Source organism: Vagococcus sp. WN80Y (genome assembly GCF_059621045.1).
In genome coordinates this window covers 1-16,716 of sequence record NZ_JCAQHY010000173.1, presented here as the reverse complement: position 1 = coordinate 16,716, position 16,716 = coordinate 1, and the positions used below count along the sequence as shown (strand labels likewise).

14 protein-coding genes and 1 pseudogene are annotated in these 16,716 nt (G+C 39.3%); 1 reads left to right on the top strand and 14 read right to left on the bottom strand.

The window, feature by feature from the left end:
• Positions 1–6: 6 nt before the first annotated feature.
• Positions 7–1,311 (bottom strand): ABC transporter substrate-binding protein, encoded by a 1,305-nt coding sequence (locus AC5KOD_RS19735; RefSeq protein WP_496916302.1) that lies wholly within the window; start codon positions 1,309–1,311, stop codon positions 7–9.
• A 512-nt stretch (positions 1,312–1,823) separates the two neighbouring features.
• Between AC5KOD_RS19735 and AC5KOD_RS19730 the strand changes: the two genes are divergently transcribed.
• Positions 1,824–2,804 carry a LacI family DNA-binding transcriptional regulator gene (locus AC5KOD_RS19730; protein WP_496916301.1) on the top strand — a complete coding sequence of 327 codons (981 nt, stop codon included), beginning with the start codon at positions 1,824–1,826 and terminating at the stop codon, positions 2,802–2,804.
• Between the two features lie 141 nt (positions 2,805–2,945).
• On the opposite strand, the gene AC5KOD_RS19725 is transcribed toward AC5KOD_RS19730, so the two are convergent.
• The 13 genes and pseudogenes from AC5KOD_RS19725 to AC5KOD_RS19665 all read right to left on the bottom strand — a co-directional run.
• Entirely contained in the window at positions 2,946–3,527 is a 582-nt protein-coding gene (locus tag AC5KOD_RS19725; protein ID WP_496916414.1) for a histidine phosphatase family protein, read from the bottom strand.
• Positions 3,528–3,756: 229 nt separating this feature from the next.
• Positions 3,757–4,290 (bottom strand): recombinase family protein, encoded by a 534-nt coding sequence (locus tag AC5KOD_RS19720; RefSeq protein WP_496916300.1) that lies wholly within the window; start codon positions 4,288–4,290, stop codon positions 3,757–3,759.
• A 90-nt stretch (positions 4,291–4,380) separates the two neighbouring features.
• Entirely contained in the window at positions 4,381–4,815 is a 435-nt protein-coding gene (locus tag AC5KOD_RS19715) for a WxL protein host-binding domain-containing protein (protein WP_496916299.1), read from the bottom strand.
• Between the two features lie 5 nt (positions 4,816–4,820).
• The gene (locus tag AC5KOD_RS19710) at positions 4,821–5,471 is read right to left on the bottom strand and encodes a DUF916 domain-containing protein (protein ID WP_496916298.1); all 651 of its coding nucleotides are present in this window, start codon (positions 5,469–5,471) and stop codon (positions 4,821–4,823) included.
• 115 nt (positions 5,472–5,586) lie between these two features.
• Positions 5,587–6,327, bottom strand: a complete 741-nt coding sequence (locus tag AC5KOD_RS19705) for a WxL domain-containing protein (RefSeq protein ID WP_496916297.1) — start codon at positions 6,325–6,327, stop codon at positions 5,587–5,589.
• Between the two features lie 100 nt (positions 6,328–6,427).
• Positions 6,428–7,222, bottom strand: coding sequence for a WxL domain-containing protein (locus AC5KOD_RS19700; protein ID WP_496916296.1), 795 nt, complete (start codon positions 7,220–7,222; stop codon positions 6,428–6,430).
• Between the two features lie 77 nt (positions 7,223–7,299).
• Positions 7,300–8,208 (bottom strand): WxL domain-containing protein, encoded by a 909-nt coding sequence (locus AC5KOD_RS19695; RefSeq protein ID WP_496916295.1) that lies wholly within the window; start codon positions 8,206–8,208, stop codon positions 7,300–7,302.
• A gap of 69 nt (positions 8,209–8,277) precedes the next feature.
• Positions 8,278–9,165: a WxL domain-containing protein gene (locus AC5KOD_RS19690; protein WP_496916294.1), complete on the bottom strand. Its 888-nt coding sequence runs from the start codon at positions 9,163–9,165 to the stop codon at positions 8,278–8,280.
• A gap of 50 nt (positions 9,166–9,215) precedes the next feature.
• Complete coding sequence (locus AC5KOD_RS19685) at positions 9,216–9,542, bottom strand: EF2685/EF0750 family sortase-dependent surface protein (protein ID WP_496916293.1); 327 nt, start codon at positions 9,540–9,542, stop codon at positions 9,216–9,218.
• Positions 9,543–9,551: 9 nt separating this feature from the next.
• Positions 9,552–13,661 carry a hypothetical protein gene (locus AC5KOD_RS19680; RefSeq protein WP_496916292.1) on the bottom strand — a complete coding sequence of 1,370 codons (4,110 nt, stop codon included), beginning with the start codon at positions 13,659–13,661 and terminating at the stop codon, positions 9,552–9,554.
• Positions 13,662–14,216: 555 nt separating this feature from the next.
• Positions 14,217–15,320 carry a tyrosine-type recombinase/integrase gene (locus AC5KOD_RS19675; RefSeq protein WP_496916291.1) on the bottom strand — a complete coding sequence of 368 codons (1,104 nt, stop codon included), beginning with the start codon at positions 15,318–15,320 and terminating at the stop codon, positions 14,217–14,219.
• Between the two features lie 665 nt (positions 15,321–15,985).
• A pseudogene (locus AC5KOD_RS19670) lies at positions 15,986–16,193 on the bottom strand (family 4 glycosyl hydrolase); the annotation flags it as partial.
• A gap of 302 nt (positions 16,194–16,495) precedes the next feature.
• On the bottom strand, positions 16,496–16,716 hold a 221-nt coding region (locus tag AC5KOD_RS19665; protein WP_496916290.1), incomplete at its 5' end, for a recombinase family protein.

Here is a 16,716-nt window from a genome sequence, read left to right as displayed (position 1 = left end):
TTAACGTTATTCTACAATGGCTTCTATCTCAGCCTTTGCTTCTTTCAACGCTTTTTCAGGCGTTGTTTTTCCTGATAATGCTGATTGAACAGCACCAGCCAAGACTTCTTCAATTTCTGTCCATTGAGGGGTTGCCGGTCTATTTTGTGAATACTCATTGTCTAGTGTATCCAGTACCGCTCCCAAATGTTCATTTCCTGCTTCTGATGCGTATTTTTCATAAACAGAGGTTCGACCGGCAATTTTAAGTGCCCCTTCTGTCATATACTTCTCGTTGTTATCGTACATGAATTTAATGTAATCGATCGCTACGTCTTTATTTTCAGAGTTTTTCATCACACTTTGATACCACGGACCTGTTGTCGCAGCAACTCCCTTAGTGCCTCCGATCATTGGTGCAACGCCAACCTTCTCTTTATCAAGCGCATAGGCTGCTGGGTATTGGTCGCTCCAATTAAGTTGCATAGCAAGCTTTCCATTGTTAAACATCTCTTGGGCCTCTGTCGAAGCAACTGATAACGTTTCCTCTGGGGCATAGCCTGATTCGTAAAGATCGCAAAGATACTGGAGAGCCTCAACATATGGTTTTTCATCAATTAGCACACGATTGTCTTTATCAAGGACAAGTGGTGTCGCTCCTGCTTGTGACGCATGATCAAGGAAGCTACAGACCGTATCTCCTGAGGCCATGCCAAAAACAGCTGTTCCATACATCCCATCTTTCGTAAAGAATTCCGCACATTCTTGGTATTCTTCCCACGTTACGGGAACCGTTAATTCGTGGCCGTATTTTTTCTTAAAAGCGGCCTGATTGGTCTCATCTTCGAAAAGATCTTTCCTATAGATAAGTACTTTACTGTTAATCCACATTGGAAGTCCAAGTAGATTATCATTTAACGTGCCACCTTCTTTAAGTGTTGGTAGAAAATCTGAAATAAGACTTTCATCAACGGCATCATTTAGTGGTGTTAATACAGATTCAAACGCTGACAACCATAAGACATCTAAGGAAACAACATCGTGTGCGGCAGCTTTCGCTTTAACCTCCGTTGAAACTTTGTCATACATACCTGAATATGGCACTGAATCAACTACTACTTCGTATCCTGTTTTTTCTTTGAAGGCGTCAGCAGTACTCTTAGCTACTGTCTCAGCAGGACTGCCACTTTCAACTAAAACTGTAATTTTCTTATTTTTTCCTTTTTTCTCACCACTTGTCCCATTTCCACATCCTGTCAGCATTGCAACACTCACAAGAGCTAAGGTAGCCACCGTAAACAACCTAAATTTTTTCTTATTATTCTTTTTCATTTTCACTCAACCTTTCTTGGTGTTTTTTCACTTACTTCATTGACTATTACTGAAAAAATCCAGTCTATTTATCCCTAAACCTTCTCAATTAACGTCTTCATACACACAGACCCTTTCCTAACTTTTTTGTAAGCTTTTACATCGTAAGTATATTATATGAAAATTTAATTGTCAAACGTTTTCAGTTATTTTTTCATCAAAAGGTCATTATTATCACTGAAATCCTCTAATAAAAAAATCACAGTTAGTTATTAACTAATCAAAAACCGTCTATATAATCACATCTTAAGAGAAAATTGAGTATTCACTTTATTTTTCTGTGTTCCAAAAATATGTTCTCTACTGAAAATCTCGTTGTCATTTCAATGAAAATATTTTCATTGAAACTTGAAATATAAGAGACACCATTGTATGATAGGTATATTACAATAGATTGATAGCCTAATTGGAACCCTTCACTAGTTTGGAACATATTGATAAGGAAGACTATCAGGCATAGAAAGGTTACATTTATGGATAAAACCGGAATAAAAGAGATCGCTGAAAAAAGTGGCGTATCATTGACGACAGTTTCGAGATATTTTAATAAACCTGAGCTACTTTCCCAAAAAACAAAAGAAAATATTCAAAACGTCATTCAGGAGCTGAATTACAGTCAAGATAGTGTCGCTCGTATATTGGTAACTGGAAAGTCAAACCTTGTGGGTGTTATTTTTCCACAGCTACATCTGAGCTTTTATACAGAATTATTGAATCAGCTCATTCAGTACGGGGAAGAAAAAGATTATAGCTTTATTGTCTATACCTCTCGAGAAACAAAAGAAGATGAGCTAAATATGATTGACAGGTTAAAATCTTACCGAGTAAAAGGCATCATATTGCTCAGTCATATTTTAAGCCCCGAAGATATCGAGCAGCTTGATGTTCCTATCATTTCTATCGAGCGTTCGGGAGGAAATTACTGTCAGATAAACAGTGACAATTACACTGGTGGGAAGCTTGCTGGGGAAAAATTAATAGCCGATGGTTGTGATGTTTTGATCCATATCAACAACGGCTACTACGAAGATTGGCCGTCATTTAAACGAATTGTTGGTTTTGAGTTTTCAGTCAAAAATCTGCCACATGAAACCATCATCCGCGAAGATTTAACAGACCCATATTCTGTCATTGCTTCAAATGCTATGTCAGCCATCGTGGACAGCTTACTTAAAAAATATCCTGGAAAAAAATTGGGAATTTTCTGTTCTAACGATGATATTGCTAATATGCTTCAAAGAGATTGTATTCGTAAGGGCGTCCAAGTCCCAAAAGAGGTGGAAATTATTGGCTACGATAACTCTCCAGTCTCAGATTACGCAATTTACCCTATCACTTCGATTGATCAAAATATTCCGTTAATGGCGAAAATAGCGGTAAATTCTTTGGAGACCTATATTCCCCATGAAAATGTCGTGGCTGCGACATTGATCGCCAAAAATACGACAACTTAATAGGTAAAAATCCCCCTACCATTGACTAATCTCTGGATTAGTCAATGGTAGGGGGATTTAGTATTATATTTTGTGAGTGGACAAAACCACAATAGTTTTTAGATAGATCGTACAATTAAATCTGGGATATAAATCATGAATTTAGTCCAACAAAGTAAAATCATGATTAATAATTTCGAGTAGTTGAAACTGCTCCTCCTCAAAAGCAAACTTCAAGATACAGCAATTTCCAAGTCGCCCCTGTTGATCTACCTCACTTGTTTGTGCCCACTTTCTCATAAATTGCCGACAAGCTGCGCCGTGAGAAACAATCAAGGTATTCTCCGCCTTCCCTGCTTGCATTAAATCGAAAATAGTCGTCGATACTCTTTCTTGAAAGTCCTGCTCGCCTTCCCCACCAAAAGCAACGAAATAGTCCCGATAAGGAAGTGGTGGATTCAAGTATTCGTGCTCTGCTTCAAGTCGCCCAAAGTGCCATTCTTTCAGTCCTTTAAGTTGTCGATAGTCTATGTCAGTCACTAACTCCAACGTATCACTCGCTCTTTCTGAGGTAGAAGAATATGCCTCATCAAAGATTATCTGATTCTTAGAGAAATACTCCCCTGCAATTCTGGCTTGTTTTTTGCCCTTTTCAGTTAAGGGTGAGTCACACCAGCCTTGTATTTTTTTCTGTTGATTAAAAAGTGTTTCACCGTGCCGCATGATATAAACAGTTCTCATGATAGATGTTCCTTTCTCTCTGATTGATAGGTCTATCATACACCATGGAGTGAACTTCATAGCAAGTAATTTTTCCATGAGTAACGAGCGTTAAGTTATCGCCTGATAATGAATCAAGAGATAAAAAAGTAGCAGGTTTATCATTTAGTACAAGATACCTTCTATGTCTACCTAAACAAAAAACGCCAGGTTTTCCACAACCAGACGTTCCCTTTTTATCCCCAATAACTCTTTAAACCTCTTCGTCCATCTTTTTAATATATTTATGAACAGACCCGATAGAAACCCCACAAATAGTGGCAATTTCACGAATCGTTTTTTTCTCATATCTACTTAACTTACGGATTTTCTCAACTAGATCAGTTTCCAATGTAGGTCTTCCTCTTGATATCCCACGTTCCTTAGATACTTCCATTCCCCGACGAACTCGATTCTTGACAATCTCCTTTTCAAAGCTCGACAGGTGCCAAAGAATTTCAATATACGCTTTATCAGGTAAGGGTGCATTTGTTCCTTGATCTAGGAAATGTAGCGTGATGTCTAATTCATTCACCAGTTCAATAATACCAAACAGCTGAATCATTGAAAGATAACTGCTGATACTTTTGGTATTAACTAAAACAATCTCGTTTTCCTTATTTAATCTCAAGAACTCTATAAATTGTTGATTTCCATCAAATATATCGTCATTTAGCGTGATACTTCTCGCCCCTGCTTCTCTTAGACGATTAATTTCTTCATTGAATATCGTGTAGCCAATTTTCATGTTTATCCCCCACTTATTTTCTTATCTAATTTGTTTATCATTCCCTTAAACTGATGCGTGTACTAATAAATTTCCCCATAATCCACCAGTTTATCTCTTCTTACTTTTTGACCTACTAGAACGTTTCTTTTTCTTACTAGCATTACGTTTAATTTCAGCTTGGTGTTTGCGCTTTTGAATAATCATCCAAATAATCAACCCAATTATGATAATAGCTAGAACAACACCACCAATGATAATATAAAGCAGATAGCTCGTCGGCTCTTCTTCCAGTTCAACCGCCTCATCATTAAACTTCTTTGCCTCTTCCTCTTTTATTTCAAACTCTTTTTCGAACGGCCAGGTTTTACCATCAGCTTCAACCGTCATCTTTAATAAATATTTCCCTGCCTTAAAAGCTTTATTATCCATAGTAATCCCGTACCCAAAGTTGGAGTTCGGCGCCATATTAAGGCTCGATTGTTTACTATGAAAAACAACTGTCTTCAAGTCTTTTGCCGCATAGACATCTGCTGTAACGGTCATATCACCTAAAATCCGCGGCATTGGGTCTGCAGGTTAGCAATAATGGTATTTCGGTAATTACGTTGCCCAGCAGCTACCTTGTGTAGCTTTAAATCAGACTCAACAGGTTCGTCATTTTCTGATAAACGAACACCTATCACAAACGCAAATTTATTTTCAATTTGCATGCCAGCCTCAGCTTTGCCATCTTTTTCTTCTTCTTTTTGGGTAAAATGAAGCCCTCCTAGCACGATGCCATCAAATGGTTCTGCTGGAATCTCGACAGGTATGGTCACGACTTTCTTTTCCTTAGGTTGCAACTCGATTTCTGGGTCTATTTTTGCCATAGCTCCAAATGGGACTTTTAATGACTTATCAATCTTAGGTTTAACTTCCCCATAATCAATGACCCCATTGTCATTAGTAATAGCTGTATTAGCATGTAATTCTACCGTAACGACTTCATCTTTATTATTTTGGAGCTCCACGGTTAAGTCTTGCTTAACCCCTGGCGTCACTCTCAAATCAAAATACGTTTTATTTTTATTCACTTGATTATCTGGTAATTTTGCCTCAACTGAAAAGCTCATTTCCGCCGCTGATGCTACTTGACTGCTGATAAGTCCCATCATGATTAGAGCTACCATTACAACAATCCGTCTAGTATATTTCGTCATTCTTAATTCCCCTTTTAGCTTATATCTTTATACTCATTTACGAACAACGAAGCTGGAAGAAAAAAGCGGCCTTCTGGAACTAATCCAGTCACAGCTCTCTTCTTTCCATTACTTCCTATTCACTCACCGGTGTATCCGTTAAGGTCCAAGTTAAACTTGTTTGATAGAAGCCAGCCACTTTTTTTGAGTCGCCAGGTATCTTCAATTGAACCCCTGTTTTCGCTTCTTCAACATCTTTTCCAAAACGGGTGACCCAGGTTCCCATTCCTTGATCAGTCGCTGCCGTCATGACGACCGCTGCATTGCCATCAGGTGTTAAGGTAAATGACTGCGTCGCACTTGGTGCCGTACTTTCTTTTCCTGATTTACTACTCAAAACAGCTGAGGTAAAGACGATCTCCGTCCCCTCTAAACTGTGAGCCCCATTTTTAAACGGCTGATCCTGTTTCACCAGTAAACTCCAACCAGAATTTGTGCCACGATTATCCGTAATCTGAACATAGTTTGGTACCTCTATCTCTGCTTCTTGACTGTTAATCACACGGTCTGGTTTAACTGGATAGACTGCATCGTTCCCGTTCGCTTCTTGACTGCCAAATTGTAAATTAGAGATATAATTAAGACTTAATGGCCCCTTAGTACTTGGTGGATGTGGGTTTTTGCCATCATCATCTGGTCCAGGTTTAACTGGTTCTTTTGGATCAATTGGATTTACAGGTTCTTCGCCGTCGCCCGTATATTTTTCAATCTCGATATAGGCGTTGGAGTTTGTATTAGCTGTCTCACTTGCCAAGGCAGTTGCAGGAGCCAAAAATAGCAACAACATTACAGTACTTAACACTGCTTGTTTTTTCATCCTGTCACGTCTCCTTCTCTTATGATTATCACCGGTTAAAGAAAGGGAAAAAGGTCTTCCTTTCCCATTCCTTCAAACCGCGTCATCATTTATAACTTTTTTATTGAGCTGGCGCGTTAGCTAACGTCCATTCGATTTTTGCTTTATAAGTACCTTCAGATTTTTGAATACTACCTGGAATTGTTAAGTTAACACTCGTTTTAGCATCGCCAAGTTTGGCTTGCTCTGATGCATAAAGCGTTCCATACATGATATTCCATGTTCCCATCCCTTTTCCAGCTGCTGCCGAAGCAATAGGTGAAGGCGTCTCTGTCAATTTTATCGTCCCTGTTGTAACTGCTGGAGCAAATTCTGCATTATCAGCTGCTTGTGGCTCTGTCCAACCATTGTCAAGCGTGATAAAACTTCCTGTTAAGGTAGTGGTGCCGTTAGTAAATTGCTCCGCAATTTTTGCGGTAACATTCCAGCCTGCTAGATTACCACGATTATCTGTCACTTGGATAAAGTTAGGACGCTCTTTTTTGCCACCTGGTTCAAACTCAGGCGTTGGCAATTTAGCCACATATGTTTCTGTATTACCAGACATTTTAATTGCCCCAAAATCAAAGGCTGTTAAAAGGCTTAAACGTAGAGACGTTTTTTGGCCTGGGTCAACGACACCACCCTCGCCACCTTCACCACCCGTTGGAGGTTTGATCGTCTCACCGCCGTGATTGCCATCTTCTCCACCACCGGGACCGGTTGTCTCGCCACCTTCCCCTTTATCATCTTCTAAAATGATGGTTGCGTCACTATTAGCCCGAACAGGATACACAGCTTCATCAGCATACGCAAAAGTCGCTCCCAAAAGGCTCGCACTCATTAAACTTGCTATAAGTATTGTTACTTTTTTCATGTTTGTTTACTCCTCCAATTGCCGATTTTAACGCATGAATCTAGTAGGAGAAGCTCTCCTACTAGATATAAAATAATTTAAGGTTCTACTGTAGATGGAGCATCTGATAATGTCCAAACTAGATTTGATTTATAGTTAACACCCGCTTTAGTTCCAGCAGAAGCAGGAATCGTTAATTTAACACCTGTATCTGTGACTAATGTCTCATAGTCATTCTCTGCTAATTTTTCCTTATCACCAAAATTAAGTGACCAAGACCCGATCCCGCCAGCAGCCTTCTCATCAGATTCACCATTAGCACTCATAATTGTTTTAGGCGCATCATTTATTACTACAGCGTTAGCAAATGATGTAGGAGCTACTAATAAGTTTTCAGGATCAACAGGACCGTTCAAGCTTGGTTCGTTCAATGACAATTGTGCACCTTTTAATGTCACTTCTTTATCCTCTTTATCTTTACCTGTAAACTCAGTTGCTGTTACATTTAGATTCCAACCACTTAATTCCCCACGATTATCAACAACTTGAACAAAGTTAGGAATTTTTTTATAAGTGGTAGTTACTCCTGTCAATTGATTATCTTTGTCAACTTCTTTTATAGCTAATTGTGTCCCTTTAGCCCATAGAGTCATTCCATTAGCATTTAACTTAATCGCGTCGAACTTAGTAAAATCAGTGTCATCTGCTGCTCGGTCATTGAAACGGAAGTTAGACACATACGCGATGTTGAAACTTGGGTTCCCATCCCCTTTACCACCATCACTGTTACCTTCATCGATGATACCACCGCCACCGCCGCCTGGTGGAACAACGATATCAGTATCGTCATCAGCCTCAAATAGAACTGTTGCGTCACTATTTGCGACTGGTTGTTTGATTGGATCTCTTGGACCTTCTGTCGTCTCGTCAGCAAATGCAACTTGACTTCCTAATGGTAATGTACTAAACAATAAAATTCCTAAACTTGCTACTGTCATTTTTTTCATGTTTATTTCTCTCCTTAGTTGTCTTTTAAGCCCATTTGGCTTTATCTTAATCATGACTATCTGCTCTTACTATTTTTTAGGAGCAGCTGTTAAGGTCCACTGTACACTTGAGCGGTAGCTCTTATTCACTTTTGGTTTAGCCGTAACTGGTACCGCTAATTTAACACCAGATGTTGCCTTCCCTGTTGCGGTATCACCAGCAACGGTAATTCCTTTAAGAGTCGTTTTATCTGTGTCAGCTCCCCATGTTAATGACCAAGTTGCTTGTCCTTTGTCACCAGCAGCTTCTAGCACATTATGTCCGCCAACACCTGTTAAAATATCAGTCGTTGCAGCTAATGAAGAAGTAGGCGCTAACGCCTCATTCCCCGGAGCCCCAATTATTTGTGGCTCTGTTAAAAAGATCTGTGCGCCTGCTAAAGTAGTCGTTGTCTCTTTACTTTGATCATCTAACTCGTAAAAAGGGGTGCCTTCTACCATGACATGCCACCCATCATTATTACCTGTGTTATCTGTTACTTGCAAGAAGTTAGCTATCCCAACGGTTTTCTCACCATTTGCAACAATCTCACCTGGAGTCGCTGAGTCTTCTGCCCAATTCAAAGTAGTTGGTTGCGCAAATGCCGTCATCGTGCTTCCTTTAATTTTTACTTCACCAAATTTAAAGTTAGACACCCAGTTAATGTTAAATGTCTTTTTACCATTACCACCGATCCCTTCACCATCTGGAATCACTTTGCCAGGCTCTTTACTTGGATCTGTTGGATCTGTTACTTCTGGTTTATTAGGATCCATTGGGTCAACCTCTTCTGTATCTTCGACAAATTTTACATCTGCTTTGGCACTTGCTGAAGCTGGATCTGGTGTATCTGCTAATACACTTGGTGCGCCTAGCGTTAGGGCACACAAGCTAACTAACCCTAGCCCCATTAATTTCGTTGTTTTGATTGCTTTCATTATTCTACTCTCCCTATTTATTGATTTATATATAAGCGTTTTTTACGCACTTATTCTTTTTTCCGTCGGAATCGACCAATGACCAACACGATCATTAAAAGTCCTATCCAACTGACGGTACTACTGCCTAGTTCTTCACCTGTTTGTGGCAACACCTTTGCAATCCCTTTCGGAGTTGGTGCTGGAACAGGTTTAGGTTTAGGCGTTGGAACTGGCTCTGGTTCACTAGAACTGGATGGTTCATAGTCATTATCAAAGCCAACCCCGACATTATTAGTCATGCCAGCCTCTTCTCCAAAAACCACTTGTTGAGTTGACCACCCAACAACTAGAGCCAGAAGAATGGCAATCAAAGAAATTCGTTTTAGTTTTTTCATGTCATCCTCCTACTCTTTTGGCACATCGGTTAAGACAATTTCAACTGTAGTTGAATAGCTCGCATCTTTATCAATCGCACCTGGTGGAACCTTCAAGAAGAACCCTTCCTCAGCTGCCCATGTTACTTTATTACTAGCCGCCGGGACATCCTTTTGATAAATAGACTGATACCCACTATTTAAGCTAATCGCATTCTTGCCCTGCTTGAGCCGTAACTCCGCTCCCTTTAACTCTTTAGGAGTCGTGCCGGTCGTTTGAAATTGATTGGTTATTTTTGCTTGAATTACCCATGGGCTTTTGGTCATGCGATTGTCCAGTACCATAAAGTTCCAATTTGGATCGGACCGCTTAATTTCCTGGGTATAAGACTGAATAGCCTGAGTTCCAAAGCTTAAAGGTTCTGACGGTGACACGATTTGTAATTCAGGACCTATTCCAACAAACGACACCTCGTAGGCATAAGTTAGATGCTGATCCTTGGTCTTACTTAACGTCTGAGCAACATAAACACTACCAGTATCTTTTTCACTTACCGCTAGATTAAGCTTCGGATATCTTTTAAAGCCATTTGAGGTAATATCCGCATAACTGGTAGTTGATGCACCAGCAGGAATATCAAAATAACTGGCAATATCACTGTAATTGGCATCGTAGTCTGCTTCTGAACCAGTTGAAGCGGCATTTATGCTGACCTCTTTTGGTTGCAACTGATTGATATAGATAGGTTTAAAGCCCGTTTTAGTTAGCCGTACAAACATCGTTTTCCCATTAGGTAAGCCATCTTGTGGGTTGGTTGGGCCTTGGTCCTTAGCATACAAATCATATTTTCCTTTTGCCGTATAGACTTTTAAGATATCACCATAATTGACCGTCCATTTGCCCTTGGTCTCTAGTTGAGCCATAATATCATATGGTCGATCTAAACGTGTTGCTTCTAACATGACCTCTCCAACTGGATTAGGACCATCACTGATTTCAAGTGCTTGGTCTTTACCTGCCGCTTGCGTTGCGGTCTTAATATGAGTAAGTTGATAAAAAGGTCCTATTGCAGGAGCCCCAAACCAATCAAAATAATACCCTTTATAGATTTCTTCTAACTCACCATAGCTTGAGCTCAAATATGGCTGGCCTTGTTGATCTTCATGTAATGTTAACGCTAAGGTTTTGTCAGAAAATCCTGGAGTAGAAGAGTCACTACCAATTGCAAGTGAATTCCCCCAAGTAACCGTCACTGGAACCTCCATATCAATTCCTTGATCGGGTTTATCCGCACTAGCAACTTTAACAGTCATACTACTATCAGTGCTGATTCGGATCGTATCAGGTGCTTTCACTAAAGTAACGACATAGTCGGCACCAGCCCCTTCAACATTAGTCACCGTACCTAATAAGGTATCAGCATCCCAATCACTCACATCTGTTCCTAACGACACTGTTTGAGGGACTGCTTCAGCAGACATATCAGGTAAAACGGTAACGTTTAACATGATTGCCTTAACCTCTTTTCCGTCTCTCTTTGCGCTAAGAGTCAATTGATACTTACCTGGAACAGGTTGAACAAGACCTTTAGGCAATAGGCCCAATTCGATTCCGTCCGACAGGCCTGTCGCATTATCCCACGCAACTGCCCGAGATTCTTTTAAAACAATTTGTTCAATTTCATTGTCAGTCTTACCAGCCAATTCTTCTGCTCTGATACTGACATCATCACCTAAAAGAGTGATACCTGTCGTTGGTGGTGTTCCAGTAATCACGTTCACTGGAACATCGACAATTGTCGTTTTCCCAGCCTTAGTATCACTGACGGATACCTTAACAAATTGTAGACCAGCTTTTGACGTATCTGGCATTCCTTCTACGTAATCAATCTTTAAATAAGATTGATTTTCTGGCAAAATAACTGGGTCTTTAATTAAAGAAGTGGCTGTTTTAGTCCATGCAGACCCCTTCCTAACGGTTTGTGCAATTGGTTGTCCACCAAGATGGTACACATTGATTGGTACAACAAGTTCATTAGAAGGAAGTCCTTCATACTGAAATTCTGGTGCGCCATATTCCGCTATAATAGTCGTGTTATACCTCTTAATGGTTCCTTGATCATCGTTAAGTCGCTCAGGCAATTTGCTTTTTGAAATATAAAGTTTCCCATTAGCTTCTAAGAATTTGCCGCGGTTGGCATTCCCTACTGACGGTTCGACCCCTGTAAATTCAACCTGTCCTACTTCCTCGTTTGGATAAGTCAGAATAATGTTACCCTTAGTTGCCAGACCTGAACTAGTAGCTGGAACCTTCTGCAAATCATAGGTCATTTCAAAAGTCTCAAATAGATCATCCTGATAAATATTTTTGGCATTCGGGTCAACTGCAAGTTCCATATAAGGTAATTCTTCCCCGACAAACAATTCAAAACCAGTAGTTAGAGCTTCATTAGGTTTAATTGAGCGAGGTGGTGCACCTAATTGAAATGCCGTATCTGCCTTCGTTGTTGCTTTTGGACCATTAATAATCGGTTCATTTTTTGGATAATTATACTGCTCAAGTCCAGCTTTTGAGAAATCCGCTTTAAACCAGTTTTTCATTCTTAATGCTCTAGGTGCATTAGGGTAACCAGATGGTGTTACATCAAGATTTGCTCCAGCGGCTTGCATCGTAAAATCTGACAAATACTCCCCTGCTGCATTTTTTACTTTAACAGCGAGCTGGCCTCCACCCTCCCTCATATAGAACCCACTATTATTTCCCATAGATAAAATCGGAACTTGATCACTAGGAAAAGCAGTGTCGACCATCTCTAACATCGAGAAGTTTCGGGCAGTTGAGGCTGTATTGTACATCGCTAACATGACTGAAAAATTCAGATTACGTTGAATTGTAATGTTATAGACATAAGCAACCTCATTAGTCGTATCAATTAAAATTTGTTTAAGAACATTCCCCTTCTTTAAATAATATTCCTTAGGGTACGAGCGACGCTCCACACCAGATTGTATATTGACCTCAGCAGTATTTGATGGCGGATATAATAGGGTATTATTAACGTAAGGAATAGCAGACATTTTGTCATTACCGAAGATAAATCCATATCCGGCACCCCGGTCAACATAAAACCCCTGTGCCCCACCACCAGAAATAGGATATTTCGACGTTATCCCGCGTTTTACAAAACCTATTCTAGAATGGTTAATGGCATTTTCTAGAACACCTTCTGTTGACCCTTCTTCAAGGACACTCCATCCAAGTGTTTCTTCAGTTTCATTGAATCTGGTAATTGGCGAAGCAGTCGCAGATTCTGAGTCACCATTCAAGATATTGTCCGCTAAAAATGTGTACTCTTTTTCAACGTTTGCGACAGTTTTATCTGACAAGGTTATCTCATAGGTTAGATGATAAGGCCTGATTGTCGCATTTCCACCCAAGCCATCTAGATCCGTAATACTAATCGGTAAAACGTCACCTGTCGCCATATCCCAGGCTTCAAGTCCTAATCGCTGTTTAAGGTTATCCGATATTTCTTGATCATTATTGCCATTAACATCAGATGTGGTAATAATATCAAGCTTCCGGCTTGTATACGCGACATCGCCTTCAATTGACACTGTGTCATCAGTCACTGTAACTGGAACAGTGATTTGAATACTTGATGAAGTGCCATTCTCAGTAATTTTCAGATAGACCAGCTGAGTCCCGATATTTTCACTACTTGGAGCTGCAGGCGAACCATCCTCATTCACATATTCCCACTCAACACCACTAGCTGATTTAGGAATAGCGACATCGGTCACTAATTGTTGTAGCTCATCTGTTGACGTTCCCGCTTCAAGAAACGTCTCATTCTGATCTAGCTTAACAATTTTAGGTGTTGCTGATAGTCCTTGATCATTGGAAACAGCCGGCAATGTTTGAGTTGGCACACTTGCTTTTTTAGTTGCTTTTGCTGCCTTCTCTTTTGTTTTAGCTTCTTCCTTTTGTGAGGAGTTTTTTTCGGCTTCTGCTCCTAACAAAGGACTTAACTGTGATCTCCAAAGCCCAAACCCTAGGATGACAACTCCTACTCCTAAAACTGTCCATTTTTTCATTTTTTCTTTTTGTTGCCTCATCGAATTTTTTTCACTCCTCACGTCACTTCTCCTTCTCTCTCCTTGTTGAAAACCGCCACCCCCTTTCAAAACACCAACCTACTCCATACATCTCTTGAGTGTTCTAATTAGTCCCTTTCACTCTTCCTCCTTATCACTTAAGCAGAGTTATTGGAACACTAAATGAACCACAATTGATGACTACTCTTAAACGTTCACAGTCTACCGTTTATAGAACCATCGACTATTCCTATCAATCCTAAATCACTTTATATGTATCAGAGGTGGCATTTCATTACCTTTTCTTCCTTATTTTTGTTAAAATGAGCTATAACTCTTTAAAGAGGTTTTGGCAAAACTATTCTTAGTCTTACATAAACCAAGAAATATCAGAATAACAGCGACGTCATCTTATTTTCCGCTGCTATTGACGGCGAGGATGACGGCTTACAATTTTTAGGAACAAAAAAAGAGTCTAAGATAGACTATCTCTACTCAATAATCACCTAACTCGTCATGATACTTTGTTTTAATATTCCTTATTCGAAATTTAATTCAAATAAGCAAAAAATAGCAAAACTCTCATTTTTTTATTTTTTACAAGGCAGCTAAATTTTCAACAGCAGCTCGTTGATCGGTTATAAACGAACTTGTATAAACATCTAACGTCATTTTAATTGAGGTATGCCCTAGTAAAGAACTAATAGCGGCAATGTTAACCCCCATCTCTACACAACGAGTCGCAAAGGTATGACGCAGCGTGTGAAACGTATAGTTAGGCAACCCTAATCGTTCTTTCAAACGTTTAAACCGGTAAGTAACCGTCCGAGGATCCAATGGTTTCTCACTGTTATTTAACACAAATTGAGACTCACCCATTGGGTTCTGTGCTAATAACAATTTTTTTAAACGTTCTGAAAGTGGGATCGTACGCTGTGAACGAGTGGTCTTAGGTGTTCCAACCTCCAAGTAGGTTTTCAGTTTATTGTGGGAATAGTCTGTCAGCCGTTGAACGGTTCGGCGGACATGAATAATCTTCTGTTCAAAATCAATGTCTGACCATTTTAATCCACAGATTTCACCCACTCTCATCCCTGTTTCTAAGGCAATCATGACAGGCAAAGATTGCTTACCAGATTCACAGCTTTTGACCAATTTCTTTTGTTCAATAACAGAGAAAGCATGAGGTTTTTTGACAGAAATCATGGGAATGGATACATTTTTAGTCGGATCTGTTAAAAGGTAACCACGTTTTTTAGCATAGCTAAAACACCCTTTAACAATTCGAAATAGGACATTGATCGTGGATAAAGCTAATCTTGACCTCATATCTTTGATCCAGCTTTCAAGAGCTTGGCTGGTAATGGCTGGTAGAGGCTGGTTACCAAAAACTGGGATGAAATGGACGCTTATTTTATTCATATAGCTCGCGTAAGTACTTGATTTTACACGTTGAGAAACAACCTCTTCTAACCAATAGCTCACCCATTCAGTTGTAGTTCCTTGGTACAGTTGACCTGCTTGACCATTTTTTAGAGTGAAGCGCGCTCTTAATAAAGAGACTTCTTCCTTGACCTTTTTATAGCTACGGCCATAGATATAGCCGTAATAAAGATGACCATCTAGCTTACGGCCTTTAGGGTATCGTCCTTCCCAGCGACCATCCTTACGTTTATAAATATTTTCACCACGTTTTGACATTATACATGCACTCCTTTATAATCTAAAATTGACGGCTAATTTGACGGCGTAAAAAACTAACGATTGGTCAAGCTAGCTTTTTTTTTATGCGATTCTGGCCTATTTTTTTCCAGTAAAACGTCAGTTAAGTAGTTCAAGTGACCAAATAGCTTGAAAAAAAGGGTTGACTCGTTCAAAAAAACAGGTATAATAAAACCAAACAATTCTTTATTTGTAGATTCAGCTATAAAACAGATAAAACTATTTCTTAGTTTATGTAAGACTAAGAAATAGTTTTTTGTTTATTTTTAAATTAAGTAACATAGTTACTCAGCTCAATAAAATAGGTCTACTTAAACGTTACACGATTTTTCGCTTTGTGAGTCTTAATCTCTGACCTAGATCGTCTCAATTTTTAAGAAAATAAGTATTGGAGTGTAGGAGGTGCTTCTTTTGGTAATGCTGATGCAATTAAACGAGTTCTAACGCTAGCTATTCTGTTCACCTTTTGGCCTTCTATAGATCAATTCGGAGTTTAAGTTCTCGTCATTCCGTCAGATAATTGAGCAATAAAAATAGCCTATCAGCAATTTTTGCTGATAGGCTTTAATTACTCTACTATTAGATAATCAGATGACAATCATTTTGATAGCTCATTAAATTAAACTCATAACTCATAAAATCTATTAAGTCAATGCTGGCCAGTAGTCCTTATTAGCAGCGTACAACTCATCTAGTATTTTTCCCTACCGTATAATTCGGAATGGTTTTATTCAGCATCACAGCCTCAATCGCTGTTTGGTAAGAACCTGAAAGAGCAGCATCTACCGTCTTTTTCTCATAAGCTTTTTGTAGCTCCATTAACCCTTTCTGGGAGGTCGAGATTTTTCCAATTAACTAATATAAAAAACGACATGTGATAGTATTCTTGATATTCGATTGACCTTTCAATAATATCCTCCTTTAACCCCTTCCTATACTGACTTATAACAATTCGACAAAATAGACCTTAATCGCATTTTGATTGTTTCAACATCATTTATTCGTGCAAATACAAAACGAACAAACTATCATTTTAATCCAGATAACTGCACAATATTTCTCATTTTCTAATAGTTATCACCGATGTATATAACGACCATCAGTTTATGAACACTATACAACTTTCAAGTATTCATTCCCACTTAAACTATTTATTATAATAATCCACCGCTTCGCTTATAGTAATTCAAATGTAGCTGAGTACTCCAACTAATTAACTGTACCTGCTTGTGTCGCAAGGTCGACAAACGGCTGGCTACTTTTGTCGCCTCCTCTCCAAACACCTGTAAACTCGCAACCACAATGACATCACCAGGATTTAGTGCCATCACCAGTCGCTGAAACTCATCTTGCTTTCCCTTCCTTCTTCCTTCAA

Excerpts from the sequence above, each read along its gene's own strand:
- AC5KOD_RS19710 (WP_496916298.1), bottom strand. The coding sequence starts at position 5,471 with ATGACGAAATATACTAGACGGATTGTTGTAATGGTAGCTCTAATCATG.
- AC5KOD_RS19730 (WP_496916301.1), top strand. The coding sequence starts at position 1,824 with ATGGATAAAACCGGAATAAAAGAGATCGCTGAAAAAAGTGGCGTATCA.
- AC5KOD_RS19705 (WP_496916297.1), bottom strand. The coding sequence starts at position 6,327 with ATGAAAAAACAAGCAGTGTTAAGTACTGTAATGTTGTTGCTATTTTTG.
- AC5KOD_RS19685 (WP_496916293.1), bottom strand. The coding sequence starts at position 9,542 with ATGAAAAAACTAAAACGAATTTCTTTGATTGCCATTCTTCTGGCTCTA.
- AC5KOD_RS19700 (WP_496916296.1), bottom strand. The coding sequence starts at position 7,222 with ATGAAAAAAGTAACAATACTTATAGCAAGTTTAATGAGTGCGAGCCTT.
- AC5KOD_RS19735 (WP_496916302.1), bottom strand. The coding sequence starts at position 1,311 with ATGAAAAAGAATAATAAGAAAAAATTTAGGTTGTTTACGGTGGCTACC.
- AC5KOD_RS19695 (WP_496916295.1), bottom strand. The coding sequence starts at position 8,208 with ATGAAAAAAATGACAGTAGCAAGTTTAGGAATTTTATTGTTTAGTACA.
- AC5KOD_RS19690 (WP_496916294.1), bottom strand. The coding sequence starts at position 9,165 with ATGAAAGCAATCAAAACAACGAAATTAATGGGGCTAGGGTTAGTTAGC.
- AC5KOD_RS19715 (WP_496916299.1), bottom strand. The coding sequence starts at position 4,815 with ATGACCGTTACAGCAGATGTCTATGCGGCAAAAGACTTGAAGACAGTT.
- AC5KOD_RS19720 (WP_496916300.1), bottom strand. The coding sequence starts at position 4,290 with ATGAAAATTGGCTACACGATATTCAATGAAGAAATTAATCGTCTAAGA.
- AC5KOD_RS19675 (WP_496916291.1), bottom strand. The coding sequence starts at position 15,320 with ATGTCAAAACGTGGTGAAAATATTTATAAACGTAAGGATGGTCGCTGG.